A 25932-nucleotide genomic window follows, 5' to 3' on the forward strand; every position below is an offset into this window, starting at 1 on the left:
TTCACGTCCCATGTCGTCCTCCCATTATTCTGGTTTGTGGAAGAACATAACACGCATGCAATCTCAAATCCAGATGTAGCTCACCGGGCGGTTACATCGCTAAAAACTTGAATTTACCGTAATACAATGATATATTATATTTGTATTAAATGTATATTTAACAAGTAGTCCTCACTAGCAATTCAATAAGCGTGAATTTACTTCTCATCGTTTCTCTTCTCCATTGGTTGATTCGGTTGTGCCATTGCAAATCCTTAATTTTATAACCTTTCCGTTCTGTCCGGGCGAATCGCTCCCGGAGAGCCATGCCGCGTTTGCGGCAGGCGGGTCTTACGGCCTGCAGACCTTGTGCGCTACGCAGCCTGATTTTCAATCAGGCTGCGGTAGCTGTGCGCTGCAGCGCACAATCGTCTCCGACGGGCGAAGCGCCCCCGGCCGCCGGAGGCATCCCTCTTCCCCGTTGCCGCCGTTACCGTTCGACGAGGGTGCCGCTTACGAGGATGCGGCGCGGGCGGGCGCCGGGATTCTCGATGCGGCGCAGGCACTCGTCGAGGGCGGTTGCTCCGATTTCCGCATAGTCGGGAGTGACGGTGCTGACGCCGGGATAGCCCGGAACCAGCAGCGATTTGCCGTCGATCGACAGCAGACAGCGGTCATCGGCGAGGTCGCGGCCGAATTTTTCCCGGTAGCTCTGCTGGGTGCGGCAGCATTCCGTGCCGCTGACGAACAGATATCCGCAGTCGGGATCTTCAAGCTGTTCGATGGTGCGGTCGTAAATGGTTTTGTCGGAGTAGAAGTCGGCGTTGAACGGCTCGAAGGGGAGGAAGGTTTCGACCTGCCCCCCGGTTTCGCGCCAGTGGAAGGCGAACACCTCGGCGCGGAAGCGGAAGCTGGGCATCGGGAAGCCGATCACCTTGACCCGGCTGAAGCCGTGCCTGCGGAAATAGTCGCAGCCGAGCAGCGCAGCGTGGGACGGGTCCAGCCCGACCACCGACGCGAAGCCGTAGCTCTTTTGCATATCGAAGCCGACAACGGGGCGGATGTGCGGCAGGTCGTCGATGAAGCTGTCGTAGGAGCCGAGCAGCAGCAGCGCGTCAGCCTCACGGGCGGCGTCTTCGAGGATGGAAGAGTCGATTTCGCCGTACCGGTAAAGGTGGAGGTTCAGCGTGGTCCCGGTGGAACCGGCGCGGCGCTGGATGCCGACGATGATGTGGGCGCAGTAGCTTTCGCTGGTGTCGCTGTGCTCGGAGAATACCGCGATCCGGCGGCCGTTGCGCCCGGCGGAGCGGCGGTTGCGCTCGCTGACATAAGCGCCGGAACCCTGCCGCAATTCGATCAGCCCCTTGTCGCGCAGATAGTCCAGGCCGCGGGCGGCGGTGCCGCGCGAGAGGTTGAATTCATCGCACAGCCGCCGCAGCGACGGCAGCCGGGTGCCGGTCGGATAGTGGCCGGAGGCGATCATCGCTTCAAGATGATCGGTCAGGGGCTGAAACAGATTTTTGGTCTGGAGTTTCATGTTTTTTACTTACTGTCCTAAAGTGTCCCGGTTTCTATATTAATTATGGGACATTTCGGTGCGAATGTCAAGTCCGCTTCTGAAAAAAAGTGGAAAATTCACCGGGAAACCGGATATTCCCGGTGGATTGTCTTGCTTTTGTGTTATAGAAATACTATATTGACTCATTCGGAAAACAGACGGGAGTTTATGATGGATCTGAATCAAATCATCGAATCGCAGGCCGGTTTGCTGAACGCGCTGCAGGAACTGGCGGCCGGGAAAATCGACTTTGCGGCCTACAAACCTTTCGGCGCTCCGTTCGGCGTCTATCCGCAGCGGGACGGCAAGCTGATGAACCGCATCCGGCTGACCGGCGGAGAGGTCACCCGCGAACAGCTGAACTTCATCGCCCGGATCTGCCGGAGTTCCGGCGCGGACTTCATGCACATCACCACGCGGCAGGATATCCAGCTCCACGGCGTGTCGCCGCTGGAGTCGGTGAAGGTGATCCGCGAATGCACCGCGAACGGGCTGCCGTTCCGCGGCGGCGGCGGCGACACCTTCCGCAACATCGCGATCACCGCTTCAAGCGGCATCGCGGATGACGGCTCCTTCGACCTGGCCCCGTATGCGCGCTATCTGACCGATGTGGTGTTCGGCTGGGAAAAGGCATACCACCTGCCGCGCAAGATCAAGATCGGCTTCGCGTCGGCGAACGACGCGCCGCTGGCGCTGCGGCAGGATCTCGGCTTCGTCGCGGCGACGGACGCCGACGGCAACCGCGGTTTCGCGGTCTACGGCGGCGGCGGTTTCGGCCGGGAGTCGACGGTCGGCGTGAAGCTGTTCGACTTCCTGCCCGCCGGGAAAATCGCGTATGCGGCGCGGGCGATGGTCGAGCTTTTCAGCGACCACGGCAACCGCGAACACCGCAACATGGCCCGTATCCGCTTTATCGTGAAACGGCTGGGCAAGGAGGCGTTCGTCGCGCTGTACCATGAATATTATGAAAAGTTCCGGGGCGAAACTTATCCGGAGGTCGGCGAACCGGCCGCGGACTGGTCGTTCGGGACGGCCCCGGTCCGGGAGTTCGCGCCGGATGCGTCGCTCGACGGCGACGCCGCGTTCCGCCGCTGGCGGGCGCTGGCGGTGCGCCCGACCCGTTTCGGAGCCGACCGGGTCGCGGTGACGGTCTATATTCCGCGCGGCGTGCTGTCGCCGGAGGAGTTCCTGAAACTCGGCGGGGTGTTCGCCGAATTCGGCATCCCGGCGGTGCGGCTCACCTTCGAGCAGAATATCCTTGTGCCCGCGCTCCATGTTTCGGCGCCGGCCGCGTTCTACCGGGCGTTGAAGCAGCTGGGGCCGGACTACACCTTTGAATCCTTCGCCGGCCAGCTGGATTGCTGCATCGGTGCGACCATCTGCAAGATCGGCGTGCTGGATACGCCGAAGTACGGCGCTGTCGTGGGCGAGGCGCTGGACCGCTATTTTGAGGCGCATCCGGAAAAGCGCGCGAAAGCTGCGCTGCTGCTGCCGGAGCTGCTGCATTTCTCCGGCTGTCCGAACTCCTGCACCGCGCACGAGGTTGCCCGGTTCGGCTTTCAGGGCTGCAAAAAGAAGATCGACGACGTGCTGACCGATTGCTTCACGCTGTGGCGCAACCGGGACTATCCGGCTTCCCCGATCGGCGAGGACGCCGCCGAAGTGATTCCCGCGCCGCAGCTGGCGGAGCGGGTGATCCGGCTGCTCGAAGAAGAGCGCGTGCTGGATTGACCGGGCCGGTGAGGGTATGAACGGAGCCGGGAGACTGCTGCCGGGTGGGCTGCTGGTGTTGGCGTTGCTGGGATGTTCATGCACTCCCGCTTATTGGGCGGATCGCCGGCGGGACGCGGCTGATGTCTTCACCGCGACCGCCGGAGTCGGATTCGGGGTAAAAGTGCAGGCCGGAGCAGTTGAAGTCGCTCCGCTCTATTTTTATATGCCGATGGCGGGATGGCACGGCGGGGAGTGGTATGAGTATCGGGATTCCGGGTTCCATTCCTCCGAGGGAAACACTCCGGTTTTTCCGTTTCCGTTTCTATATTGCGAGGGGATGTTTCCGTCGGATCGCGCGGCGGTTCGCGGCAAGGCGTACTCTTCCTTTGGCATGATCTGTTTTTCGGTGCCGATCCGATATGTCAGCGGCTGTTGTCTGTGCGTGCCGCGTGAGCCGGAGGAGGATGAGCCGTATCCCTTCTATAAGTTTACGGATATCAATGTCGTGGCGGCGCTGGGGCTGGGAATGCGGGTCGGCTTCAATCCCGGCGAACTGGCCGATTTCCTGCTGGGATTCACGACGCTTGATTTTTACGGTGACGATATCGGCTTGCGGGAAGTGCCGAAACGGTCGTCAGCCTCCGCGCCGGTCGATTGGGAAAAGTGGTGCGAACAGGAGTTCCCGGAAGCGCCGAAACCGGTGCCGGAGCCGGAGGTATTTGTGGATGCGCAGGAGGTCCGGAAGAAGTTGGAGCAGCGGAAGTCGCCCGGCAAGCCGGTTGAGCTTGAGCGGGTCGCGCAGGGAGGAGAATGAATGAGAATCATCGATGTGGAGACGATGCGCCGCCTTGAGGCGGAAACGATCGCCGCCGGGACCTCCGGCTACCGGCTGATGCGCCGGGCCGGGGAGGGGGCGGCGGAGCTGATCCGGGAGTTCGCCGGAAACAGGTTCCGGCGGGCGGTGGTGCTGGCCGGGGGCGGCAACAACGGCGGCGACGCGCTGGTGGTCGCCGCATTGCTGGATATGCCGGTGACGGTCTATGCGACCCGGCCGCTGACGGAGCTGCGAGGCGAGGCGCGGCAGGCGGCGCGCGACCTGCCGGACCATGTGCATGTGGAGGAAAGAACGGAGCTGGACGACTCCGATTTCAGGCCGGGCGACCTGATTGTGGACGGGCTGCTCGGAACCGGCTTTGCCGGAGAATTGCGGCCGCAGTTCCGCAACTATATCGAAGTCGCGAACCGTTCCGGGCAGCCGGTTGTCGCGATGGATCTGCCCAGCGGCATCAACGGCGACACCGGCGTTGCCGATTCCGGCGCGGCGGTCGAAGCGGCGCTGACGGTCACTTTCGGTTATCCGAAGCGGGGACTTTTCCACGGGGACGGGCCGCGCTGTTCCGGACGGCTCCGGCTGGTCGACATCGGCCTGAATGCCGTTGAACCCGGCGTCGGGTACGGCGAGGCGTTCTTCGCCGCCGACGCGCGGCGCGAGCTGCCGCGCTTCGCCTTCGACATTCACAAGAACCTGCGGGGGCGTCTGCTGATCGCGGCGGGAAGCCGGGAATATTCGGGAGCGGCGGTGCTGGCGGCGAATGCCGCGCTGCGCACCGGAGCCGGCATGGTCCGGCTGGCGATGCCGGTTTCGCCGCGGCTGCCGCTGCCGGCGGCGCTGATCTTCCGCGAGTTTCCGGCCGGGCGGGAGGGATGTTTCGCGGCGGAGGCGGCGCGGGAGCTGACTCCGTGGCTGGAGGCGAGTTCCGCCGTCGCTGCCGGTTCCGGCTGGGGCGACGGGCCCGGATTGGCGGAAGTGCTGGAGCGGCTGCTGGATTTCCCCGGCCCGCTGCTGCTGGATGCCGACGCGCTGAATCTGCTCTCCCGCCGCCCGGAATTGCGGCGCAGGCGCGGAACGCTGGTCATTACGCCGCATCCCGGGGAGGCGCACCGGCTGGCGCGGGGATTCGGCATCCCGGAATCTGCCGACCGGATCGAATTCGCCTGTGCGCTGGCGGAGCGGCTGCACGCGGTGACGCTGCTGAAAGGGGCCCGGACCGTGGTGGCGGCGCCGGACGGGCGGTGGAGCGTGAACAGCTCCGGGTGTGCCGATCTGGCCGCCGCCGGTTCCGGCGATGTGCTCTCCGGTACGGTCGGGGCGCTGCTGGCGATGCGTCCCGATGCTCCGTTTGAGATGACCGCCCTCGGCGCATGGCTGCACGGCATGGCCGGCGAACTGGGCGGCCGCGGGCTGATCGCGGACGACCTGCCCGGGCTGGTGCGGCTGGCGGTCGGCGGTATTGCCGCCGGTTCCGCTTCATTCTGAAGAGGGCGGAAGGTGGCGAAAAAAGTGGTAAAATGCGTTTTTTGAGCTTTTTTTTGCAAGAAATAGGGTTTTTTATTGAAAAAAAGCGTTTTCCGGCTTGATAAATTTAAAAAATTAGGTATAATTAGTAACTAGTGGCAACGAAAACCGTCAATCAAGAAGGAGAAGAGTTCATGAAGCATGAGTTTTACGACGTGAAGACCAAGTCCAAGGTCAGTGCCGACATCACCGAGTGCGTTACTTTTGGTGAGGGAAGCCGGGTTCGTTATGCGTTCAAGGGCGTGACGGCTGACGGCCGCAACCTGACCGCTTTCGTCGGCAAGGATGTCTGGGAAAAGGCCAAGAAGGCCAAGAAGTAATTCCCCCTTTATTTTGCTGTAAGAAGCCGGTTCCGTTTGACGGAGCCGGCTTTTTTTTTGTTTTTTTCTCTTTTTTTCGGATAAACCTCGTCAAAATGCGCTGAAAGGTTGATTTTCACCGGAGGAATGATTATGTTAACCGGCGAAAGCATAATTCTGAACAGGAGGGCGCGGTACGATGAGTGCGAAACAGGCGGAACTGCCGCCGGTGATGATTCTGTGCGGCGGACAGGGAACCCGGCTGCGGGATCTGACGGAGCTGCTGCCCAAACCGATGGTGCCGATCGGCGAGCAGCCGGTTCTGTGGCATATCATGCGTGGTTTTGCGGCGTTCGGCTGCCGGCGTTTCATCCTTTGCCTCGGCTATAAGCGCGAGGAGTTCATCGACTATTTTCTGAATTTCCAGGCCCGCTCCTGCGACATGACCATCACGCTCGGCAGGAAAAACGGAATCGTCTATCACGGCAGTTCCGCCGAAGCGGACTGGGAGGTGACGCTGGCCGATACCGGCATCGATACCATGACCGGGGGACGGGTGCTGCGGGCCTCCCGCTATCTGAAGCCGCAGGATCGGGAGTTTTTCCTGACTTACGGCGACGGCGTCGCCGATATCGATGTGGCGGCGCTTCTGGAGTTTCACCGGCGGAACGGAAAACAGTTGACGGTTTCCGCCGTCCACCCGGAGGGGCGTTTCGGAGAGATGCAGCTCGACGATCGGGGGGGAATCATTGGATTCACCGAAAAGAAAGTGCGCAGCGAAGGGCGGGTCAACGGCGGTTTCATGGTGCTGGAGCGGGATTTTGTCGCCCGCTACCTGGAGAGGCGCGAGGATTGCTATTTCGAGCAGCGGCCGATGGCCGAGGCGCTGCGGGACGGAGAGATGGCCGCGTACCGGCACGAGGGTTTCTGGCAGTGCATGGATACGCCGCGCGAGCACCGTATCCTGAATGAACTCTGGGAAAGCGGGAACGCGCCCTGGTGCAGATTCTGGCAGGAAGGAGAGTGAAATGTTCGGCGGAGTTTATGAGGGACGGCGCGTGCTGGTGACCGGTCATTCCGGTTTCAAGGGATCGTGGCTGGCGGCGTGGCTGGTCAGGCTGGGGGCGCGGGTGTGCGGGGTTTCCCTGCGGCCGACGTTCGCCCCGAATCACTATTCGCTGCTGGAGCTGCCGGTGGAGTCGGAGTGGACGAATATCCGCGAAGCGGCGGAACTGCGTTCCATCCTGATGGATTTCAAGCCGGAGGCGGTGTTCCATCTTGCGGCGCAGGCGCTGGTGCGGGTCTCCTATGAAGAGCCCGCGCTGACGGTGGCGACCAACGTGATGGGAACGGTCAACCTGCTCGAAGCCTGCCGCGCCGTCAAAAGCGTGAAATCCCTGGTCGTGGTCACCAGCGACAAGTGTTACGAGAACCGCGAGACGATGCGTCCCTACCAGGAAGAGGACGCGATGGGCGGTTTCGACCTTTACAGCGCCTCGAAGGGGTGCGCGGAATTGGTCACGCAGGCCTACCGGCGCAGCTTTTTCAACCCGGAGGAGTACGGCGCGAAGCACTCCACGCTGGTCGCGACCGCGCGGGCGGGCAATGTGATCGGCGGCGGCGACTGGGCGGCCGACCGGCTGGTGCCGGATCTGGTGCGGGCCGCGACGCAGCGCCGGACGGAGGAGCTGCGCAATCCCGACGCGGTCCGGCCGTGGCAGCATGTACTGGAGCCGCTGAGCGGCTATCTGGAACTGGGGCGCCGGCTGCTGGAGGGGCGCGCCGAATTTGCGCAGGCGTGGAACTTCGGCCCTTCTGACGGCGCGATGACGGTTGCGGAGGCCGCGGCGGAGATGAGCCGGGTGTGGCCGGCGGTGAAATTCCAGGCGAAACCGCGTCCCGACGCGCCGCACGAGGCGAAGCTGCTGCTGCTGGATTCGACCAAAGCGCGGGAGCAGCTGGGCTGGCGCTGCGTCTGGGATACTCCGGCGGCGATCCGGCGCACTGCCGAGTGGTATCGGGATTTTTATCAGTTGAATGCGGTGAATACCACGGGCGATCTGGACGCCTATTGTGAGTGCGCCGAAAAGGAAGGCCTGGCATGGACGAAGTGAAGGCGGAAGCCCTCCGGCAGGAGATTTTTGAAAAGGTCCGCGAGTATTGGCGTCTGGTGCATGCGCCGGCCCAGAATGGACCGTTCCGGCCGGGCGAATCGAAGGTCAATTACGCGGGGCGGGTGTTCGACGATGCGGAAATGGTCGCCCTGACCGACGCCGCGCTGGAATTCTGGCTGACCGCCGGGCGTTTCACCCGCCACTTCGAGCAGGAGCTGGCGGCCTTCGTCGGGACGGAGCACGCACTGCTGGTGAACTCCGGTTCTTCCGCGAATCTGCTCGCTTTTATGACGCTGACTTCGCCGTTGCTTGGGGAACGCCGGGTGCGGCGGGGCGACGAGGTGATCACGGTCGCTTGCGGCTTCCCGACCACGGTGGCGCCGATCGTGCAGTACGGAGCGGTGCCGGTCTTTGTGGATGTGGAGCCGGAGGGGGCGAATATCGATGTGGCGAGGCTGGAGGAGGCGTATTCGCCGAAGTGCCGGGCGGTGATGATCGCGCACACGCTGGGCAATCCGTTCGACGTCGTGGCGGTGCGGGCGTTCTGCGAACGGCACAAACTGTGGCTGGTCGAGGACAATTGCGATGCGCTCGGCTCCGAATACGCGGGGCGCAGGACCGGCGGCTGGGGGGACATCGGCACTTCGAGCTTCTATCCGCCGCACCACCTGACCACCGGCGAAGGCGGCGCGGTCTATATGAGCGACCCGGTGCTGTACAAGATCGCGCTGTCGATGCGCGACTGGGGGCGGGAGTGCTGGTGCGCGCCGGGGCGTGACAACTCCTGCGGCTGCCGCTTCACGAAACAGTTCGGCGCCCTTCCGGCGGGTTACGATCACAAATACGTGTACAGCCATTTCGGCTACAACCTGAAAGCGACCGACCTGCAGGCGGCGGTCGGCTGCGCGCAGCTCGAAAAGCTGCCGGACTTCACCCGCCGCCGCCGCGAAAACTACGCGTATTTGCTGGCGGGATTGGACGGTGTGCCGGAGCTGGCGGTGTTCCGGGCGCTGCCGGAAGCGGAGCCGTCGTGGTTCGGCTTCCTGATGACGCTGACTCCGCGGGCGAAATTCACCCGCAACGAACTGGCGCAGCATCTGGAGAAACACGGCATTCAGACGCGCAATCTGTTTGCGGGCAACCTGACGAAACACCCCTGCTTCGAGGGGCTGGCCGAGGGAACCGACTACCGCATCGCGGGAGCGTTGACGAACACCGACCGCTTTATGAACGACGCGCTGTGGATCGGCCTGTATCCGGGGATGACCCGGAAGAAACTCGATTATATGGTGGTGTGTATTCTGGAATTCACCAGATTGCGGAGGGGGCGGTAATGCGGGTGGCGGACTACATTTTCTCTTTTTTGGCAAACCGCGGCGTTGATACTGTTTTTATGGTTTCCGGTGGAGGAGCGATGTATCTGGATGACGCAATTGGCCGTCGGACAGATATGCAATATGTTTGTAATCTGCATGAACAGGCATGTGCAATGGCGGCTGAGGGATATGCCCGTGTGCGGGAGGGTATGCCGGGTGTAGTTTGTGTGACGACGGGGCCGGGAGGAACCAATGCCGTGACCGGAATATTGGGGGCATGGTTGGATTCAATTCCATTGATTGTGATTTCCGGCCAGGTAAAGCGTGAAACGATGATCTCGAGGATGCCGGAACTGAAGTTGCGTCAGTTGGGAGATCAGGAAGCGGATATTGTTTCGATTGTGCGCTCTATTACCAAATATGCTGCTGTGGTGATGGAGCCGGAGTGCATTCGACATGAGCTTGAAAAGGCATGGCATCTGGCGGTTTCCGGGCGTCCTGGTCCAGTTTGGCTGGATATTCCGCTGGATGTTCAGGCGGCGGAAATTTCAGAAAACGATCTTGCTCCTTGGGTAGGAAAGCTACCGTCCCGACTGGGAAATATGGTAGAAACCCGGAAAGTATTTGAATGGCTGGCTCATAGTGAACGACCGGTAATGGTCGTTGGAAACGGGATTCGGCTTGCCGGTGCTGTCGGTAGATTCCGCAAGGTGGTGGAGAAACTGAAGATTCCGGTGTTGACCGCTCTTTCCGGTATCGACTTGATTGAATCGGAAGCGCCTTATTTTTTTGGTCGTCCGGGAATTCTCGGGGAGCGGCCAGCTAATTTCATCTTGCAGAATGCTGATTTGATTCTGATTATCGGTACCCGGATGAATCTGCGCCAGATCGGTTTCAATTACAGTTCATTTGGCCGTGCTGCGCGTAAAGTGATGGTGGATATTGATCCGGCGGAATTGGGAAAGCCTACTTTGAACATTGACGAGCCGATTTGTCGGGATGCCGGAGAGTTCCTGAAAGAACTGGAGGCCTGCGGGGAATTGCCGCCGAAACCGCAATGGCTTGCGTATGCGGCTCGATTGAAGCGTCGTTATCCGGTTGTTTTGCCGGAATATCGGGCGGCAAAACAATGGGTGAACAGTTATGTGTTTGCCGAGGAACTGTCGTGTTGTCTGCGGGGCGAAGAGATCATCGTCACCGGCAATGGCATCGCCTATACGAGTCTGTTTCAGGCTATCTCGCTGAAAGCCGGCAACAGAATGTTCGGGAATGTCGGGTGTGCGTCGATGGGATACGGGTTGCCGGCGGCGATTGGAGCGGCGTGTGCCGCTCCCGGCAGGCGCGTGATCTGCGTGACCGGGGACGGAAGCTTGCAAATGAATTTACAGGAGCTGCAAACTCTGGTCACATATCGCCTTCCGGTAAAATTGTTTGTATTCAATAACGGCGGCTATTTGTCGATCAAACATACTCAGCGTTCTTTTTTCGGTGGGCATTTTGTCGGTTCGGATGCATCCAGCGGGGTGGTTCTGCCGTCATTAGAAGGGTTGGCTGCGGCTTATAAACTGCCGTTTTACCGGTTGAGGCGGAATAAAGAGGCGGTTTCTATGCTACCGAAGTTGCTGGAAATGGAAGGCGCAGTATTGGTGGAGGTATTGATGGACCCGTTTGAAACGGTCGGCCCCAAAGCTGCATCCAAACGGTTGCCGGATGGGCGAATGATTTCGGCTCCGTTGGAGGATCTGGCTCCTTTTTTACCGAGAAAGGAATTTTTTGAGTGCATGTTGATTCCACCGTGTCGTGAATCGCTGGAAGCAGATGAAATTACGAAAAAAGAAGAGACGAGGTGAATGAATATGGTACCGGTTCGGCAAACCATATCAGTGGTGACCGGCTGCTTCAATGAAGTCGAAAATTTACCGGAGTTTTACAGGCGTATCCGGGCGGTTCTTTTGGAGTACCCGGAATTTGATTACGAGTTTATTGTGGCGGATAATTGTTCCACGGACGGAAGTCGGGAATTGTTGCGTAAAATGGCGGCGGCTGACCCGCGTTTCAGGGTGATTTTAAATGCGGCCAATTTCGGTCATATTCGCTCCCCATTCAATGCGCTGCTTCATGCGCGCGGAGATGTCGCTTTGTACATCTGCTCGGATTTGCAGGAGCCGCCAGAGTTGCTTGGGCGGTTTATTCAGGAATGGAAGAACGGGGCGGAGGTGGTTTGTGCCGTGAAATCGGCAAGTCAGGAAAATCCGGTTATGTTTGCGATTCGGCGGTTCTATTATCGGTTGATTGGCTATTTTTCAGATGTCCCTCAACTTCAGGATTTTACTGGATTTGGTTTGTATGGCCGCAGGTTCCTTGAGGCGTTGAGGCTCTACCATGAACCTTATCCGTATTTTCGCGGCTTGGTAGCAGAAATCGGTTTTAGGCGGGTGGAGGTGCCATTTGTCCAAGAACGGCGTAAGCATGGGCGTACCAAGAATAATTTTTTTTCTCTTTACGACATGGCGATGACCGGGTTTGTGAACCATACCAAACTGCCGCTGCGGCTGGCGGTTTTCTGCGGGTTCGCATTGGCCGGAGTAAGTTTGCTGGTGGCGCTCGGTTATTTTATCTATAAACTTTGCTATTGGGATACGTTTCAGCTCGGTTTGGCGCCTCTGGTGATCGGGCTGTTCTTCTTTTCGGCGGTCCAATTGATCTTCATCGGGATCATCGGCGAATATATCGGCGCGATCTGGACGCAGGTCAAAAACAAGCCGCTGGCGATCGAAGAAGAAAAGATCAACTTTGACGAATGAAACTGTTGGAACTCCACCGGCGGAACCGGCTGGAATTTTTCCGGATTGTCCGCGACTTGATCGTCGTCGGCTGGAATACCCTGTTCGGCATCGGGGCGCTGCTGGGGATGGGGGGGATTGTTCCTGCTGGTTTCCGGGACCGGGATGAATCCGGCGTGGGCCAATTTCCTGCTGACCGGGATTACCGTGGTGTTGAGCTATTTCGGGCACAAATATTTTTCATTCCGGCGGAGGCGGGAGCATGAGTGAGCGGATTTTCGTGACCGGCGGGACCGGTTTTTTCGGGAAGAGCCTGCTGGCGGCGTGGCGCGAGCGGCCGCGCCCGGAATGCAGTCTGACGATCCTGTCGCGGAACCCGGAACGGTTCCGGCGGGAGCATCCCGAATTCGCCGCATTGCCGCAGGTCGAATGGGTGAAGGGGGACATCCGGGATTTCCCGTTTCCGGCAGGACGGTTCGACCGGATCATTCATGCGGCCACTCCCGCCAGCGCGGCTTTGGAGCGCGACGACCCGGCGGAGATGTATTCGATCATCGTGGACGGAACCCGGCGGGTGCTGGAATTCGCCCGCCGGTGCGGTGCGGAAAAACTTCTGCTGACCAGTTCGGGCGCCGTCTACGGCGTTCAGCCGCCGGAACTTGAGCGGATTGCGGAAACATTCCCGACCGCGCCGGTCACCGCCTACGGCAGGGGCAAGGCCGAGGCGGAGCGACTTTGTCTGGAGTCCGGGATTCCGGTGGTGATCGCGCGCTGTTTCGCGTTCGTCGGGCCGTATTTGCCGCTGGACGCGCATTTCGCGGCGGGGAACTTCATCCGCGACGCGCTGGCGGGCCGCCCGATCGTGATCCGGGGCGACGGCCGGCCGTACCGGAGTTATCTGTACGCCTCCGATCTGGTCAAGTGGCTGTGGACGCTGCTGGACCGGGGCGAGGCGGGGCGGGTCTACCATGTCGGCTCCGGCCGGGCGGTGTCGATTGCGGAGCTGGCCCGGATCGCGGCGGGGCTGGTTGAGCCGGCGCTGCCGGTGGAGGTCCTGTCGCCTGCGGGGGAGGGGCTGCCGCCGCGTTACGTGCCGGATATTTCCCGGGCCCGGCGGGAGCTGGAGCTGCGGGTTGAAACGGATTTGGAAGAGGCGTTGCGCCTGACGTTTGAATTTCATCGAAAAGGAGGTATCTTATGAAAAAAAGGATATGGGCCGGAGTTGCGATGCTGCTTCTGGCGTGTGTCTGTGTGTGGTCCGCCGACGGGGCTGCGAAGAAAATCAATCAGGAGAAGAAAAACACGATGGTTACGCTCAAGACGAATTTCGGGGATATCAGGATCGAGCTTTTTGAAGCCGAAGCGCCGATCACCACCAAAAACTTTCTGGACTATGTGAAGTCCGGCTTCTACAAGGACACGCTGTTCCATCGGGTGATTCCGGGCTTCATGATTCAGGGTGGCGGCTTTGACCGCACGTTCTCGCAGAAGAAAACCAACGACCCGATCAAGAACGAAGCCGCCAACCAGCTTCCGAACCGGCGCGGCACGCTGGCGATGGCCCGCACCAACGTGGTCGACAGCGCGACCGCCCAGTTCTTCATCAATCTGGTGGACAACGACTTCCTGAATTTCAAGGCTCCGACCGCCCAGCATTACGGTTACTGCGTGTTCGGCAAGGTGGTCGACGGGATGGATGTGGTCGACAAGATCGCGCAGGTCAAGACCGGCACGCGCGGCATGCACCGCGACGTTCCGAAGGAGGATGTGGTGATCCTCGACGCCGTGATCGACTGATCCGGTCGAAAAACGGCATCAATCAAAAGAAGCAGGCCCGCAACCGGGTCTGCTTTTTTGGTTATGGTTCAGCTGCCTGATTCGTACTTTTCGCGGAAAGGGATTCTCTGGTTTCATGCAGGCAGGTGTGGAACAGGCGGCGGCTTCGCATCGGGTCGCGGATTCCGGCGATCAGGACGGTCGGGGGGAGTTCACGGTAGTATTGCAACCGGGCGAATTCCTGTTCCTGCAGAAACTGCTGTCGCCGTTTCCAGGCTTCGAAACGTTGTTCGGTCAGTTCCTGCCGGGTCCGTTCCCAGCGGCAGTACCAGTTGAGCGCGACCTGACGGTCCAGCAGCCATTGGGCGCGTTCCTCCCGGTCCTGCGTCGGCTCCGGCGCGTGACAGCGTTCGAGCAGAGCCTGTTGTTCCTGCCGGCGCAGCCGTTCGTTGTGATCCAGCTGTTCTTTCCAGTTTTTACAGATTTTCTCCACCCGTTCAGTGGTTTCGGGCGGAGTTTTCTTTTTGCCGATGCGGCGCAGCCATCCGAACATTTTGCAATCCCTTTCATATTTGGGGCGCGCCCGCAAAAAAGAGGTACGCCCAACTTTCGAGACACCACAGGCACTTGCAAGCCCGGACCACACAGAAAGAAGAGCGTACCAAAGGTACGCCCGATCCGTGTCGTGTAGTCCCAGAAAATGCAAGTTTTGTAGTGTCTACACACCAATCAGGTTATTCAGTTTTCAGATATCAAAGTGCTATGTGATATTTTTTATCGACAGTCTCCATTGTTTACAGTTAATTTAACGGCGTTTACTCAAAAATCAAGATGGCAGGCAATAATAATGAAAATCAAAAAATAAGGATTCTTTTGGAATAATACATGAATTAAAGGTATATCCATAAAAGAGGTACGCTTTTTTCATGCTGTCCCGCAGGCACTTGCAGGCCCTCTGGCCACACGAGAAAAGCGTACCGGATTCTGTTGCATGGTTAATCTAATGGCGTTTGTCTGAAAATCAAGGGAAAGCAATACCGGTTAAGAGCGAATAAATTCCCGTTGTCGTCGGCAGGGAGGCTTGTTGGTAGGTTGTGTGCGAGTTGAAAGCGGAACTGAAGTTCCGCACTCCAAAGAGTGCCGCCGCAGTCAGGGACAGCTGTTTTTATTCCGGCCGGGTTCAATACCTCGCCCTCGGCAACCGGGCAAGCGCCCTGGTCGCCGGGAGGCGAAATTCCGACTTCGCGTGAGCTTGTTCCGGGAAGTTCCGCAATATTTTGATAAATCCTGTCGTGTGCAAATTTACAAATCGGTTTCCAGGTGCTATATTACCAAGTTAAGAGTATTTTCAACCATTGACATAGAACAGGAACGCAGGAATCGTGAAAGAAGTCAAAGTAGGAATCATCGGATTCGGCACGGTCGGGGCCGGAGTCGCCGCCAATATTCTCGGGAACAGCGACGTGATCGCCAAGCGCGCGAACGTGAAGCTGGTCCTCTCCCGCATTGCGGACCTCGACATCACCACTGACCGCGGCGTGAAGATCCCGGAAGGGGTGCTGACCACCGACGCGGCGGAGGCGATCCGCGAAGCCGACATCGTGGTCGAACTGGTCGGCGGCACCACTGTCGCAAAGAAATTCATCCTCGACGCGATTCAGGCGGGCAAGCCGGTCGTCACCGCGAACAAGGCGCTGCTGGCGCTGCACGGCGAGGAAATCTTCGCCGCCGCCGAAAAAGCCGGTGTGGACGTCTATTACGAAGCGAGCGTCGCGGGCGGCATCCCGATCATCAAGGCGCTGCGCGAAGGGCTGGTCTCCAACCGCATCAGCCGCATTTACGGCATCATGAACGGCACCTGCAACTACATCCTGACCCGGATGGAGAACGAGGGCGCCGACTTCACGACCGTGCTGGCCGACGCGCAGAAACTCGGTTATGCCGAAGCCAATCCGTCGCTGGATATCGACGGCTTCGACACCGCGCACAAGACCGCGATCCTCGCGGCGCTGGCCTACGGCAGGTGGTTCGGGCTGGAGCCGGTTCACGTCGAAGGCATCCGCGACCTCGAACTCGCCGACCTGCGCTACGCCGATGAGCTCGGTTACCGGATCAAGCTGCTGGCGATCATCAAGTCCGCCGACGGCAAGGTGCAGATGCGCGTGCATCCGACCCTGATCCCGAAGAACGTGCTGCTGGCGAACATCTCCGACGTGTTCAACGGCGTGATGGTCGAGGGCGACATGGTCGGCCAGACGCTGTTCTACGGCCGCGGCGCGGGACGCAATGCGACCGCCAGCGCGGTCACCGCGGACATCACCGACGTGGCGGTCAACCTCGCGGCCGGTTCGGTGCGGCGGATTCCGGCGTTCCGTCCGGGCGAGCAGTTTTCCGAAGTGCTGTCGATGGACGAGGTTTCGAGCCGCTACTACCTGCGGCTTCAGGTCAAGGATTGTCCGGGGGTGATCGCGTCGATCACCCAGATTCTGGCGGACAAGGGGATCAGCATTTCCAGCCTGATCCAGCATGAGCGCCGCGAAGCGGACGGCACGGTGCCGCTGGTGATCCTGACCCACGTCGCGACCGAGCGGGACATCCGTTCCGCGCTGGCCGAGCTCGGCGTGCTGGCGATCAACCAGGCGCCGGTCAAACTGATGCGCATCGAAGACATTTAAGCATAGGAAGTGTTTCCAAATGGGAATCCATACCGTAGAAAAGATCGGCGGAACCAGCATGACCCGCTTCGGGGAGCTGATGGCCAATATCCTGATCGGCGACCGCAAGGGCTCCGAGCTGTACAACCGCATTTTCGTGGTTTCGGCCTATGGCGGCGTGACCAATCTGCTGCTGGAAAACAAGAAGACCGCCGAGCCGGGCATTTACGCCGCCTTCGCCGCCGGCGACAACAAGGCGTGGCAGGAGAAACTCGAATCCACCCGCGCCCGGCTGATCGAACTCAACCGCACCTTTGAAGAGCTGGGGCTCGACCAGGCTGCGGCGGATGATTTCGTGAATGAGCGCATGGACGGCGTCCGCAGCTGTCTGAAGAACCTGATGCAGCTGCGCAGTTTCGGCCACTTCCACCGCGAAAGCTACCTGCCCGCCGCGCGCGAGCTGCTGAGCTCGGTCGGCGAGGCGCACAGCGCCTTCAACTCGACGCTGATCCTGCGCAAGCACGGTGTGAACGCAGTGTTCGTGGATCTCTCCGGCTGGAAGGATCAGGAAACCGGCACGATGGAGGAGACGATCCTGCACCACATGGCCGGGCTTAATTACGCCGAGTGCATGCCGATCGTGACCGGCTACGCGAAGTGCGCCGGCGGCGTGATGGCGAAATTCGACCGCGGCTACAGTGAAATCACCTTCAGCAAGCTCGCGGTGGCCACTCATGCGCGGGAGGGGATCATCCACAAGGAGTTCCACCTCTCCACCGGCGATCCGAAGCTGATCGGGCAGGAGAATGTGCGGACGATCGGCCATACCAATTTCGACATCGCCGACCAGCTCGCCGACATGGCGATGGAGGCGATCCACCCGAAGGCCTCCAAGGCGATGGAGCTGGCGGATATTCCGATCCGGGTCTGTAACGCATTCGATCCGCAGAGCCCGGGCACCTTGATCAGCAAGCACTACGTGTCGCCGAATCCGCGCGTGGATATGATCTGCGGCCGCAGGGACATCATCGCGATCGAGGTGTTCGACCCGGAGATGGTCGGCCAGTCCGGCTACGACTATCAGGTGCTGGCGAGCTTTGCGAAGTACAAGATCAGCTATATCGCGAAAAACACCAACGCCAATACGATCACGCATTACGTTCCGGCCCGTTCCAAGCAGTTGAACGAGTGTCTGGAGGAGTTGCACCGCAACTTCCCGGGCGCGGCGATCACCACCCGCGAAGTCGCGATCATCGCGGTGATCGGCAGCAACATGAAACTGCCGGGCTTCCTGTCCCGCGCGGCGAAGGCGCTGGCCGAGGCGAAGATCAACGTGCTGGCGCTGGACCAGTGCATGCGTCAGGTGAATATGCAGTTCATCATCGAACGCGAAGATTTTGAAAAGGCGCAGAAGGCGCTTCATCATGAACTGGTGGAGCACGAACTGTAAGTAAGGAAAGCGTACCGGGCTGGGGAAGGCCCGGGAGGAGGAAAAATGGAGTCGGCGGTGTTTTCCGGCTCGGTGGCCGGAGCGTTATTTTTGACCACGTTGGCCGGTGCGGCCACGGTGCTCGGTGCGGCGTCGGCATTTTTCACGCGCCGCACCAATACGAAGGTGCTGTCGGTGGCGCTGGGGCTTTCCGGCGGGGTGATGGTCTACATCTCCTTTGTCGAACTGCTGGCCAACGCGAACCGGGAGCTGCGCGCGGAGTTCAGCGGCACGACCGGCGCGATTATCGCGATGGCGGCCTTTTTCGGCGGAATGCTGGCGGCGGCGGTGATTGACCGGATGGTGCCGGAGCCGGTGAATCCGCACGAGACCAAATCGGTCGAGGATATGGATAAGAGCCACCCGGACTTTCATCCTCTGAGGCGGGGGGCAATCCGGTTCGCGCTGGCGATCGCGATCCACAAGTTCCCGGAGGGACTGGCGGTGTTCGCGGCGAGCCTCGGCGGGCTGGAGCTGGGAATCCCGGTGGCGATCGCGATGGCGTTGCACAACGTCCCGGAGGGAATCGCGGTGTCGGTGCCGGTCTACTATGCGACCGGAAACCGGCGGAAGGCGTTTCTGTACGCGAGCCTGACCGGGCTGGCCGATCCGGCGGGGGCGGTGCTGGGCTATCTGCTGCTGGCGCCCTTTTTGACGACGGCGGTGCTCTACACGATTTACGCGGCGGTCGCGGGGGTGATGGTCTTTGTGACTTTCGACGGCCTGCTGCCGATGGCGCAGAAGTACGGAGAGCCGCACCTGTCGCTGTACGGATTGATCGCGGGGATGTTCGTGATGGCGCTGGGCCTCGCGATCGTTTGAAAAATAAAATAAAAAAATTATAATAAAAAGAACAGGCGGCAACGCCGTCGTCGCTACCGGCTACTTGCCGGATTTTTGGGAAAAAAAGCCGCTCAACCGGCGGCATGAAATGACACAACAAACCAATCGATAAGGTTTTACGGATTATGAGAATGAGCAAACTGGTCGGGCGCCGGATCAAGGAAGATCCGAAGGACGCCAAGACTGTCAGTCACAAGTTTCTGGTGCGCGGCGGTTATGTCCGGCCGGTTTCGGCGGGCATCTACTCGCTGCTGCCGCTGGGCAAGCGGATCGTCGAGAAGATCGAAGCGATCATCCGCGAGGAGATGAACCGGATCGAGGGGCAGGAGGTGCTGATGCCGGTGGTGCTGCCCGCCGACCTGTGGAAGGAGTCCGGCCGGTACGAATCGGTCGGCGCGGAACTGCTCCGTTTCAGGGACCGCAACGACAAGCCGATGATCCTCGCGATGACCCACGAGGAGGGGATTGTCCATCTGGTCCGCACCGAGCTGAACAGCTACAAACAGCTGCCGGTGATGCTCTACCAGATCCAGACCAAGTACCGCGACGAGGCGCGGCCGCGCGCCGGGCTGATCCGGGTGCGCGAATTCACGATGAAGGATGCGTACAGCTTCCACACCGATCAGGCGGATCTGGAGAAGTACTACTACCGCTGCCACGAGGCCTACGAGCGGATCTTCCGCCGGGTCGGCATGAAGAACGTGCTGTCGATCGAGGCCAATTCCGGGATGATGGGCGGCAAGGTTTCGCACGAATTCATGGCGATCTGCGACTGCGGCGAGGATACGGTGATCACCAACGCCGATTACAGTTACCGCGCCAATCGCGAGATCGCGGTCGCGGCGTGGAAGTTCGACAAGGGCGAACCGCTGCCGCTGGAGAAGGTCAGCACCCCCGGCACCAAAACCATCGAGGAGGTCGCGAATTTCCTCGGCGTGAAGCCGGAGGAGACCGGCAAGGCGGTGTTCTACCAGGATGCGCGCACCGGGGAGCTGATTTTCGTGCTGATCCGCGGCGATTTTGAGGTGAACGAGGTGAAGCTCGCCAATGCGGTGAAAGTGCCGGAGCTGAAGTTCGCGGACGACTCCGCGATCGAGGCGGCGGGCGCGGTGCCCGGCTTCGCCAGCCCGGTCGGCATCGACGGCAGAAAGGTGCGGATCGTGATCGACCGCTCCGCCGCCGAAACCGGCAATCTGGTGGTCGGCGCGAACGAGGCGGATTTCCACTACCGGAACTTCAACTTCGACCGCGACATGGCCGGAACCGAGTGCATCGTGACCGATATCGCCTGCGTGCGCGAAGGCGATCCGTGCCCGCTGACCGGGCAGCCGCTGATTTTTTCGCGCGGGATCGAGGTGGGCAACATCTTCCAGCTCGGCACCAAGTACACCGAGTCGATGCACTGCGACTATCTGGACCGCGACGGCAAGAGCCATCCGATGATCATGGGCTGCTACGGCATCGGCGTGGGCCGGGCGATGGCGGCGGTGATCGAGCAGTCCTGCGACGAATACGGCCCGATCTGGCCGATGTCGATCGCGCCCTATCAGGTCGAATTGTGCGCGATCAATCCGGACAAGGCGGGCGTCGGCGAGGCGTGCGAAAAGCTCTACGCCGACCTGACCGCCGCCGGAATCGAGGTGCTGTACGACGACCGCGGCGAAAAGGCCGGTTCGATGTTCAGCGACGCCGACCTGATCGGCATTCCGCTGCGGCTGGTGGTGTCGCCGAAAACGCTGGCCGACAACGCGGTCGAATTCAAGGTGCGCGGCAGCCGCGACGCGGAGAAGCTGGAAATCAGTTCGGCCGTCGCCGCGGTCGCGGCCCGGGTCGAAGCCGAGATGGCGCAATACCGCTGAAGCGGCAATCCGGGAGGGATGGAATGAACTGTACACGGTTTCTGACGGCGCTGCTGGCAGCCGCCGCTTTCGCCGTTCCGGCGCGGGCGGTGGAGGGGCTGGTGGTGCCCTCCCTTTCCCGGAATCTGTCCGACCAGTGGAAGCATATCCTGCCGGAGCGGGCGCCGTTCATCTCCAAGGTGACGGCGGTGACGCCGGGCCAGCCGTTTACGGTGTATTACGTACTCGGGCAGTTCGCTCGCCGGGAGGGCAGGGTGGATGTCGTCGCCGACGCCGACCTGACGCTGCCGGACGGCAAAGTGGATGCGCTGTTCCGGCAGCAGACGGTCTATCGCGGCCCGGACGACGGCAACGGCGGACTGCTGTCGGCGTTGCGCACGCAGATGGTGATGGAGCCGGAGGACCAGTTCGGCGAATACAGAGTGACCGTCCGTTTCCATGACCGCAACGACGGTTCGCGCCGGACGGCGGAGGCGAAGTTCCGGCTGGAACCGCTGCCGGAGAAGTTTCCGCCGGCCGACTTGAAGCGGGATGCGGCGCTGATTGCAAACTATTACCGCAATCCGGTGCCGGAGCGGCTGCCGGGTCTGCTGGAGGCCGCCCTGAAGGAACGGCCGGAGCTGACGCAGAAAACGCTGGCGCTCTATTACGGCTTCGGCCTGCTGTTCCGGCAGAATCCGCAGCTCTGGCCGGAGCTGGCCCGGATCGCCTCGGCGCAGAAATCGGACGGGGCGCGTTTCAGCGCCGCTTTCGTGGTCCGGATGCTCGGCCCGGAGGGGGAGGCGCGGCTGCGGCCGCTGCTCAGCCCGGAGGCCGTCGCCGCGCTGGAAAAGACGGCGGGCGTGCCGGTTGCGGTCGCCGAAGTCGGGAACAGCACGGATCTCGACCGGCTCTGGATGGAATTCTTCGCTTCGGGGCAGGTGGGGCCGGTGCGCCGCCTCGTCGGGGAGCTTGTCCGGTTCCGGGATGCGCTGGCGCCCGCCGAATTCAAAGCGAAAAAGGAGAAGGGGGAGACGACGCCGGCGGACTTGGCGAAGGTGATGAATTTTCTGGTCGGAGCAGCCGCGAAGTGGTCGCTTGGCTCCAACGCGCGGCAGCATCCGGTGGTAAGGTTTTACCTCGAAGCGATGCTGAAGCGCGGTGAAATCAAGGACCCGCATTCGGCGGCCCTGATTGAAGAAATCCTGAGGAAGGCGGCGGAACCCGCCGCCGGTCCCCGTAAATAAGAGAGGAGTGTGTGATTATGTGGAATTACACTGACAAAGTGATGGACCACTTCCTGCATCCGCGGAATGTGGGCGAAATCGAGAATCCCGACGGTGTCGGCGAAGTGGGCAACGCCGCCTGCGGCGACGCGCTGAAGCTGACTTTCAAGCTGGACAAGGAGGGCCGGATCGAGGACGTGAAGTTCAAGACCTTCGGCTGCGCCTCGGCGATCGCGTCGAGTTCTGCCCTGACCGAAATCATCAAGGGCAAGACCCTTGACGAGGCGGCCCGGGTCACCAATCAGGATATCGCCGAAGTGCTCGGCGGCCTGCCGGAAGCCAAGATGCACTGTTCCGTGATGGGCATGGAAGCGTTGCAGGCGGCGATCAGCCATTACCGCGGCGAGAAAAGCCCGTTCGAGAAGGACGAGGACCACGAGGGGCGGATCGTCTGCAAGTGTTTCGGCGTCACCGACGTGAAGATCCTGAAGGTCGCGAAGGAAAATCAACTGCACAAGGCCGAGGACGTGACCCATTACTGCAAGGCGGGCGGCGCCTGCGGCGCGTGCCTCGACGACATCCAGCAGCTGCTGGACGATATGTGGAAACTGGAGGCTGCCAAGAAATGATGAGTATCGACGAGTTGCGTCAGGCGGAAGGTGAACTCAAGGGCCGGATCGGGCATCTGGAGGAGTTTCTGCATATCGAAGACCGCAAGGCCGAGATGGCGGAGCTTGAGCAGAAGATGTCCGCGCCCGACTTCTGGGACAACAAGGAGTCCGCGCAAAACACGGTCGCCCAGCTTTCCGCCTGCCGGAATTTGCTCGAACCCTTCCGTAAACTTCAGTCGGAGGTCGAAGATTATTCGGCCTCCGTCGAACTTGCCGCCGAGGACGAGGAGTTCCTGCAGGAGACCGAGATCTCCTACCGGCGGCTGCTCAAGTCGCTGGACCGCATGGAGATCATGAGCTTCCTCTCCGGCAAGTTCGACCGCAGCAACCTGTACTTTTCGGTACATGCCGGAGCGGGCGGCACCGAATCGTGCGACTGGGCCAACATGCTGCTGCGCATGTACCGCCGCTACTTCGAACGGCGCGGCTGGAAGGACGAGGTGATCGACCTGCAGCCCGGTGAAGAAGCCGGCGTCAAGAGCGCCACGCTGCATGTGACCGGCGAATTCGCTTACGGTTACATGAAAGGCGAAAAGGGAGTGCACCGGCTGGTACGCATCTCTCCCTTCGACAGCAACGCCCGCCGCCACACCAGTTTCGTGTCGGTGGACGTGTTCCCGGAGCTTGACGACGACATTGAAATCGAGATCGACGAGTCGCAGTTGCGCATCGACACCTACCGTTCCAGCGGCGCGGGCGGCCAGCACGTGAACACCACCGACTCGGCGATCCGCATCACCCACTTGCCGACCGGCATCGTGGTCTGCTGCCAGAACGAGCGTTCCCAGCATAAGAACCGCGCCACCGCGATGAAGATGCTGAAAGCCAAGCTGTATGAATTTGAGGAAGAGAAGCGCCGCAATGAAGCCGATGCGATCCGCGGCGAAAAGGCGGAGAACGGCTGGGGCAGCCAGATCCGCAGCTACGTGCTGCAGCCCTACCAGATGGTCAAGGACCTGCGCACCGAAGTCGAAACCAGCGACACCGCCGGGGTGCTCGACGGCGACATCGACGAATTCATCGAGGCGTACCTCAAATCGGCCCGGTGACGTTTTCCGGGACGAGTTGAGACGGGCGCTTTTTTCCTGTGGGAGAGAGGCGCTTTTTTCTGTCCGTGTAACATGCGAACGATCAAAAACTTCTGAAAGGATCATCCGATGAGTGGGAAATCCGTGGTTTCGCTGTTGGCCCTGTCCGCCGCAACCGTACTGGGCGCAGCCGGGGAGGGCGGGCTTGAGGCCGTCCGGGCGTTGAAGATTGAAAACGGAGTGATTCAACGGGCGGAAACGGTCGCCGATTCCGCCTTCATCGATCGCGACGGGAGGGAGCACCGGGAACTGCCGCCGCGCACGGTGGTGAGGCTTCTGCTGCGGCCGGCCGAAGGCTCCAACATCAACGTCGAAATCTGGCTGCCTGCGGCGGAGAGGTGGAACGGGCGTTTTCTCGGACTCGGCAACGGCGGCGCCGCCGGCAGTATCAATCCCGCTGTTTTCATCGGACCGCTTCGGAGCGGCTATGCGGCGGCCACCACCGACATGGGGACCGCTCCCAATGCCGACTCCGGCATCGGCAACAAGGAGGTGTGGAAAGATTTCGGCTACCGCGCCACCCACCTGATGACGGTTGCGGCCAAACGGGTCGTCCGGGCTTACTACGGCAGGGAACCGGAGTTCTCTTACTTCAGCGGCGGTTCGACCGGCGGCCAGCAGGCGCTGCAGGAGGTGCAGCGCTACCCGGAGGATTACGACGGGATTCTGGCGCAGGTTCCGGCGCACTGCCGCACGCCGCTGCACGCCTATTTCCTGTGGAATTACCGGATTTTCCGGGAGTGCCCGTTCACGGAGGCGCAGGAGGCGAACGTGATTGCCGCCGGAAACGAATATATGGCATCGCGCGAGCTGCCGCAGACCGCTGGGAAACTGGTGTCGGATCCGCGCTGCACGCCGCAGGATATCGAGGCGGTGGTCGCGCTGGCGCTGAAGAAGGACCCGACCCTGACCGCGAAGCACGCGGAGGCGCTGCGCAGGCTCTTCGACGGGCCGGTGCATGCGGTGACCGGGGAGCGCATCTTCGACGGGCTGCCTTTCGGCAGCACTTTCGGGATCGCGCGCGGAAATCTGTACTTGTTCCACTGGGTGTTCGGCAAAGAGCGGGATCTGATGACGATCGATTTCGGGAAGGATATCGACACTTACACCGCCGAACTCGGGCCTTACCTGAATGCCGACAACCCGGACCTGCGGGCATTCGAGAGGCGCGGCGGCAAGCTGATCATGGTCTCCGGTTCGGCGGATTCCTGCGTGCCGTACCACGCCTCGCTGGATTATTACGAACGGGTGGCGGAGCTGTTCGGATCGCCGGAGCGGGTGCGGGAGTTCTGCCGCTTCTACATCGTTCCGGGCATGAGCCACGGGCCGGGACCGGGCGTGAACCGCCTGCCGGACCTGCTGAAGCTGGTGGTGGAGTGGCGCGAATTGGGAACGGCTCCGGAAGGGCTGGCCGGCAGGCGGTACGAGGGGGATCGGCCGGTTTTTGAAATCCCGGTCTATCCGTACCCGGAAAAGGCGGTCTACGATGCGCAGCGCCGGGAATTCCGGAAAATCTCCGGCCCGCGCGGCGGAGTGGGCCGCGTGGCGGAGCGCTTCCTGCCTCCCGCCGAAGAATAGTCATTTTTTATTTTCTTCCCTTGCGCCCGCCGTAAAACGTGCTATTTTAAGCATGAAATTCAGAACCGGGAGAACGGCGGTGAAAACGGAATGCCCGTATTGTCACAAGGTCTACAAGGTTTACGACCTGTTCCGGGGCGTCCGGGCGGAATGTCTGGAATGCGGCCGGGAATTCACCGTTGAGCCACTCCCGCAACCTCAGGAGAAGAAGCCATGAAAACGGAATGCCCGCACTGCGGCCAGCACTACGAAGTGGAAGGAAATTTCGCCGGACAGAATGTGGAATGTTCTCAATGCGGGAAAGAGTTTGAAGTTCGGGCAATACTTCAGCCGGAAATCTTGCCGAAGACTTCTTCCCGGGCCACAAAAATAAAAATTTCAATCGGCGTGTTCGGGGTGCTCGTCTTGGCGCTGATATGTTTATTCTTTTTTCGCGGTTCCCGCTTGCCCGATCCTATTTCAGACTATAAGGTCACGGATCTGATTCAGCGTGATAATGAAATCGGTTTTATTGCACAAAAAAAATTCAAAGACAAAGAGTCGGCGGAAAAAGATTGATAATGTCCCAAATTTTGTGATGGGATGTGTTGTTTGACAAGGTTGCATCTGCCTTTTATTTTGAGTAACTCAAAATCTCAACATAAAGGGAAT

At 60.5% G+C, this 25932-nt stretch carries 22 protein-coding genes and 1 pseudogene; 21 read left to right on the top strand and 2 right to left on the bottom strand.

Annotation, left to right across the window (positions count from 1 at the left end; genetic code table 11):
• Positions 1-469 precede the first annotated feature (469 nt).
• Positions 470-1516 carry a GntR family transcriptional regulator gene (locus C8D82_RS19155; protein WP_116885903.1) on the bottom strand — a complete coding sequence of 349 codons (1047 nt, stop codon included), beginning with the start codon at positions 1514-1516 and terminating at the stop codon, positions 470-472.
• Between the two features lie 189 nt (positions 1517-1705).
• Here C8D82_RS19155 and C8D82_RS19160 point away from each other — a divergent pair, with 189 nt between their 5' ends.
• From C8D82_RS19160 to C8D82_RS19215, 12 genes are all read left to right on the top strand, one after another.
• Positions 1706-3268 (top strand): nitrite/sulfite reductase, encoded by a 1563-nt coding sequence (locus tag C8D82_RS19160; protein ID WP_165833205.1) that lies wholly within the window; start codon positions 1706-1708, stop codon positions 3266-3268.
• Positions 3269-3284: 16 nt separating this feature from the next.
• Positions 3285-4064 carry a hypothetical protein gene (locus C8D82_RS19165; RefSeq protein WP_116885905.1) on the top strand — a complete coding sequence of 260 codons (780 nt, stop codon included), beginning with the start codon at positions 3285-3287 and terminating at the stop codon, positions 4062-4064.
• The gene (locus C8D82_RS19170) at positions 4065-5567 is read left to right on the top strand and encodes an NAD(P)H-hydrate dehydratase (protein ID WP_116885906.1); all 1503 of its coding nucleotides are present in this window, start codon (positions 4065-4067) and stop codon (positions 5565-5567) included.
• Positions 5568-5740: 173 nt separating this feature from the next.
• Positions 5741-5926: a hypothetical protein gene (locus C8D82_RS19175; protein ID WP_116885907.1), complete on the top strand. Its 186-nt coding sequence runs from the start codon at positions 5741-5743 to the stop codon at positions 5924-5926.
• A 178-nt stretch (positions 5927-6104) separates the two neighbouring features.
• On the top strand, positions 6105-6932 hold the full coding sequence (locus C8D82_RS19180) for a glucose-1-phosphate cytidylyltransferase (protein ID WP_116885908.1): 828 nt from the start codon (positions 6105-6107) through the stop codon (positions 6930-6932).
• Position 6933: 1 nt separating this feature from the next.
• Complete coding sequence (gene rfbG, locus C8D82_RS19185) at positions 6934-8019, top strand: CDP-glucose 4,6-dehydratase (protein WP_116885909.1); 1086 nt, start codon at positions 6934-6936, stop codon at positions 8017-8019.
• Complete coding sequence (rfbH, locus tag C8D82_RS19190) at positions 8016-9353, top strand: lipopolysaccharide biosynthesis protein RfbH (RefSeq protein ID WP_116885922.1); 1338 nt, start codon at positions 8016-8018, stop codon at positions 9351-9353. The genes rfbG and rfbH overlap by 4 nt, the downstream gene beginning before the upstream one ends.
• Positions 9353-11185, top strand: coding sequence for a thiamine pyrophosphate-binding protein (locus tag C8D82_RS19195; RefSeq protein ID WP_116885910.1), 1833 nt, complete (start codon positions 9353-9355; stop codon positions 11183-11185). Before rfbH ends, C8D82_RS19195 begins: the two co-directional genes overlap by 1 nt.
• Complete coding sequence (locus C8D82_RS19200; protein ID WP_207776195.1) at positions 11186-12139, top strand: glycosyltransferase family 2 protein; 954 nt, start codon at positions 11186-11188, stop codon at positions 12137-12139.
• Positions 12140-12283: 144 nt separating this feature from the next.
• A complete protein-coding gene (locus C8D82_RS22430; RefSeq protein ID WP_353891216.1) occupies positions 12284-12388 on the top strand; it encodes a GtrA domain-containing protein in 105 nt (34 codons plus the stop codon).
• The gene (locus C8D82_RS19210; protein WP_116885912.1) at positions 12381-13319 is read left to right on the top strand and encodes an NAD-dependent epimerase/dehydratase family protein; all 939 of its coding nucleotides are present in this window, start codon (positions 12381-12383) and stop codon (positions 13317-13319) included. Before C8D82_RS22430 ends, C8D82_RS19210 begins: the two co-directional genes overlap by 8 nt.
• Positions 13320-13423: 104 nt before the next feature.
• Positions 13424-13915 (top strand): peptidylprolyl isomerase, encoded by a 492-nt coding sequence (locus C8D82_RS19215; protein WP_116885924.1) that lies wholly within the window; start codon positions 13424-13426, stop codon positions 13913-13915.
• A 61-nt stretch (positions 13916-13976) separates the two neighbouring features.
• On the opposite strand, the gene C8D82_RS19220 is transcribed toward C8D82_RS19215, so the two are convergent.
• Complete coding sequence (locus tag C8D82_RS19220; protein ID WP_116885913.1) at positions 13977-14447, bottom strand: hypothetical protein; 471 nt, start codon at positions 14445-14447, stop codon at positions 13977-13979.
• 829 nt (positions 14448-15276) lie between these two features.
• On the opposite strand from C8D82_RS19220, the gene C8D82_RS19225 reads away from it, so the two are divergent.
• The 9 genes and pseudogenes from C8D82_RS19225 to C8D82_RS19265 all read left to right on the top strand — a co-directional run bounded on the left by C8D82_RS19225 (position 15277) and on the right by C8D82_RS19265 (position 25839).
• Positions 15277-16569, top strand: a complete 1293-nt coding sequence (locus C8D82_RS19225; RefSeq protein WP_116885914.1) for a homoserine dehydrogenase — start codon at positions 15277-15279, stop codon at positions 16567-16569.
• A gap of 19 nt (positions 16570-16588) precedes the next feature.
• The gene (locus tag C8D82_RS19230; protein WP_116885915.1) at positions 16589-17998 is read left to right on the top strand and encodes an aspartate kinase; all 1410 of its coding nucleotides are present in this window, start codon (positions 16589-16591) and stop codon (positions 17996-17998) included.
• Positions 17999-18043: 45 nt separating this feature from the next.
• Positions 18044-18859, top strand: a complete 816-nt coding sequence (gene zupT / locus C8D82_RS19235) for a zinc transporter ZupT (protein WP_116885916.1) — start codon at positions 18044-18046, stop codon at positions 18857-18859.
• Positions 18860-19011: 152 nt separating this feature from the next.
• Positions 19012-20739 (top strand): proline--tRNA ligase, encoded by a 1728-nt coding sequence (locus tag C8D82_RS19240; protein WP_165833206.1) that lies wholly within the window; start codon positions 19012-19014, stop codon positions 20737-20739.
• A gap of 23 nt (positions 20740-20762) precedes the next feature.
• On the top strand, positions 20763-21965 hold the full coding sequence (locus C8D82_RS19245) for a hypothetical protein (protein ID WP_116885918.1): 1203 nt from the start codon (positions 20763-20765) through the stop codon (positions 21963-21965).
• A 17-nt stretch (positions 21966-21982) separates the two neighbouring features.
• Positions 21983-22543 (top strand): annotated as a pseudogene (gene nifU, locus C8D82_RS19250) (Fe-S cluster assembly protein NifU); the annotation flags it as partial.
• A gap of 29 nt (positions 22544-22572) precedes the next feature.
• Positions 22573-23664: a peptide chain release factor 2 gene (prfB, locus tag C8D82_RS19255; RefSeq protein ID WP_116885925.1), complete on the top strand. Its 1092-nt coding sequence runs from the start codon at positions 22573-22575 to the stop codon at positions 23662-23664.
• 108 nt (positions 23665-23772) lie between these two features.
• Positions 23773-25281, top strand: coding sequence for a tannase/feruloyl esterase family alpha/beta hydrolase (locus tag C8D82_RS19260; RefSeq protein WP_116885920.1), 1509 nt, complete (start codon positions 23773-23775; stop codon positions 25279-25281).
• Between the two features lie 213 nt (positions 25282-25494).
• The gene (locus C8D82_RS19265; RefSeq protein WP_116885921.1) at positions 25495-25839 is read left to right on the top strand and encodes a hypothetical protein; all 345 of its coding nucleotides are present in this window, start codon (positions 25495-25497) and stop codon (positions 25837-25839) included.
• Positions 25840-25932 lie beyond the last annotated feature (93 nt).

This window comes from Victivallis vadensis (assembly GCF_003096415.1).
GTDB lineage: Bacteria > Verrucomicrobiota > Lentisphaeria > Victivallales > Victivallaceae > Victivallis > Victivallis vadensis.

Bases quoted from the DNA above. Each gene is read 5' to 3' on its own strand.
- C8D82_RS19155 (WP_116885903.1), bottom strand. From the start codon at position 1,516: ATGAAACTCCAGACCAAAAATCTGTTTCAGCCCCTGACCGATCATCTT.
- C8D82_RS19160 (WP_165833205.1), top strand. From the start codon at position 1,706: ATGATGGATCTGAATCAAATCATCGAATCGCAGGCCGGTTTGCTGAAC.
- C8D82_RS19165 (WP_116885905.1), top strand. From the start codon at position 3,285: ATGAACGGAGCCGGGAGACTGCTGCCGGGTGGGCTGCTGGTGTTGGCG.
- C8D82_RS19170 (WP_116885906.1), top strand. From the start codon at position 4,065: ATGAGAATCATCGATGTGGAGACGATGCGCCGCCTTGAGGCGGAAACG.
- C8D82_RS19175 (WP_116885907.1), top strand. From the start codon at position 5,741: ATGAAGCATGAGTTTTACGACGTGAAGACCAAGTCCAAGGTCAGTGCC.
- C8D82_RS19180 (WP_116885908.1), top strand. From the start codon at position 6,105: ATGAGTGCGAAACAGGCGGAACTGCCGCCGGTGATGATTCTGTGCGGC.
- rfbG (WP_116885909.1), top strand. From the start codon at position 6,934: ATGTTCGGCGGAGTTTATGAGGGACGGCGCGTGCTGGTGACCGGTCAT.
- C8D82_RS19195 (WP_116885910.1), top strand. From the start codon at position 9,353: ATGCGGGTGGCGGACTACATTTTCTCTTTTTTGGCAAACCGCGGCGTT.
- C8D82_RS19200 (WP_207776195.1), top strand. From the start codon at position 11,186: ATGAATATGGTACCGGTTCGGCAAACCATATCAGTGGTGACCGGCTGC.
- C8D82_RS22430 (WP_353891216.1), top strand. From the start codon at position 12,284: ATGAATCCGGCGTGGGCCAATTTCCTGCTGACCGGGATTACCGTGGTG.
- C8D82_RS19210 (WP_116885912.1), top strand. From the start codon at position 12,381: ATGAGTGAGCGGATTTTCGTGACCGGCGGGACCGGTTTTTTCGGGAAG.
- C8D82_RS19215 (WP_116885924.1), top strand. From the start codon at position 13,424: ATGGTTACGCTCAAGACGAATTTCGGGGATATCAGGATCGAGCTTTTT.
- C8D82_RS19220 (WP_116885913.1), bottom strand. From the start codon at position 14,447: ATGTTCGGATGGCTGCGCCGCATCGGCAAAAAGAAAACTCCGCCCGAA.
- C8D82_RS19230 (WP_116885915.1), top strand. From the start codon at position 16,589: ATGGGAATCCATACCGTAGAAAAGATCGGCGGAACCAGCATGACCCGC.
- zupT (WP_116885916.1), top strand. From the start codon at position 18,044: ATGGAGTCGGCGGTGTTTTCCGGCTCGGTGGCCGGAGCGTTATTTTTG.
- C8D82_RS19240 (WP_165833206.1), top strand. From the start codon at position 19,012: ATGAGCAAACTGGTCGGGCGCCGGATCAAGGAAGATCCGAAGGACGCC.
- C8D82_RS19245 (WP_116885918.1), top strand. From the start codon at position 20,763: ATGAACTGTACACGGTTTCTGACGGCGCTGCTGGCAGCCGCCGCTTTC.
- prfB (WP_116885925.1), top strand. From the start codon at position 22,573: ATGAGTATCGACGAGTTGCGTCAGGCGGAAGGTGAACTCAAGGGCCGG.
- C8D82_RS19260 (WP_116885920.1), top strand. From the start codon at position 23,773: ATGAGTGGGAAATCCGTGGTTTCGCTGTTGGCCCTGTCCGCCGCAACC.
- C8D82_RS19265 (WP_116885921.1), top strand. From the start codon at position 25,495: ATGAAAACGGAATGCCCGCACTGCGGCCAGCACTACGAAGTGGAAGGA.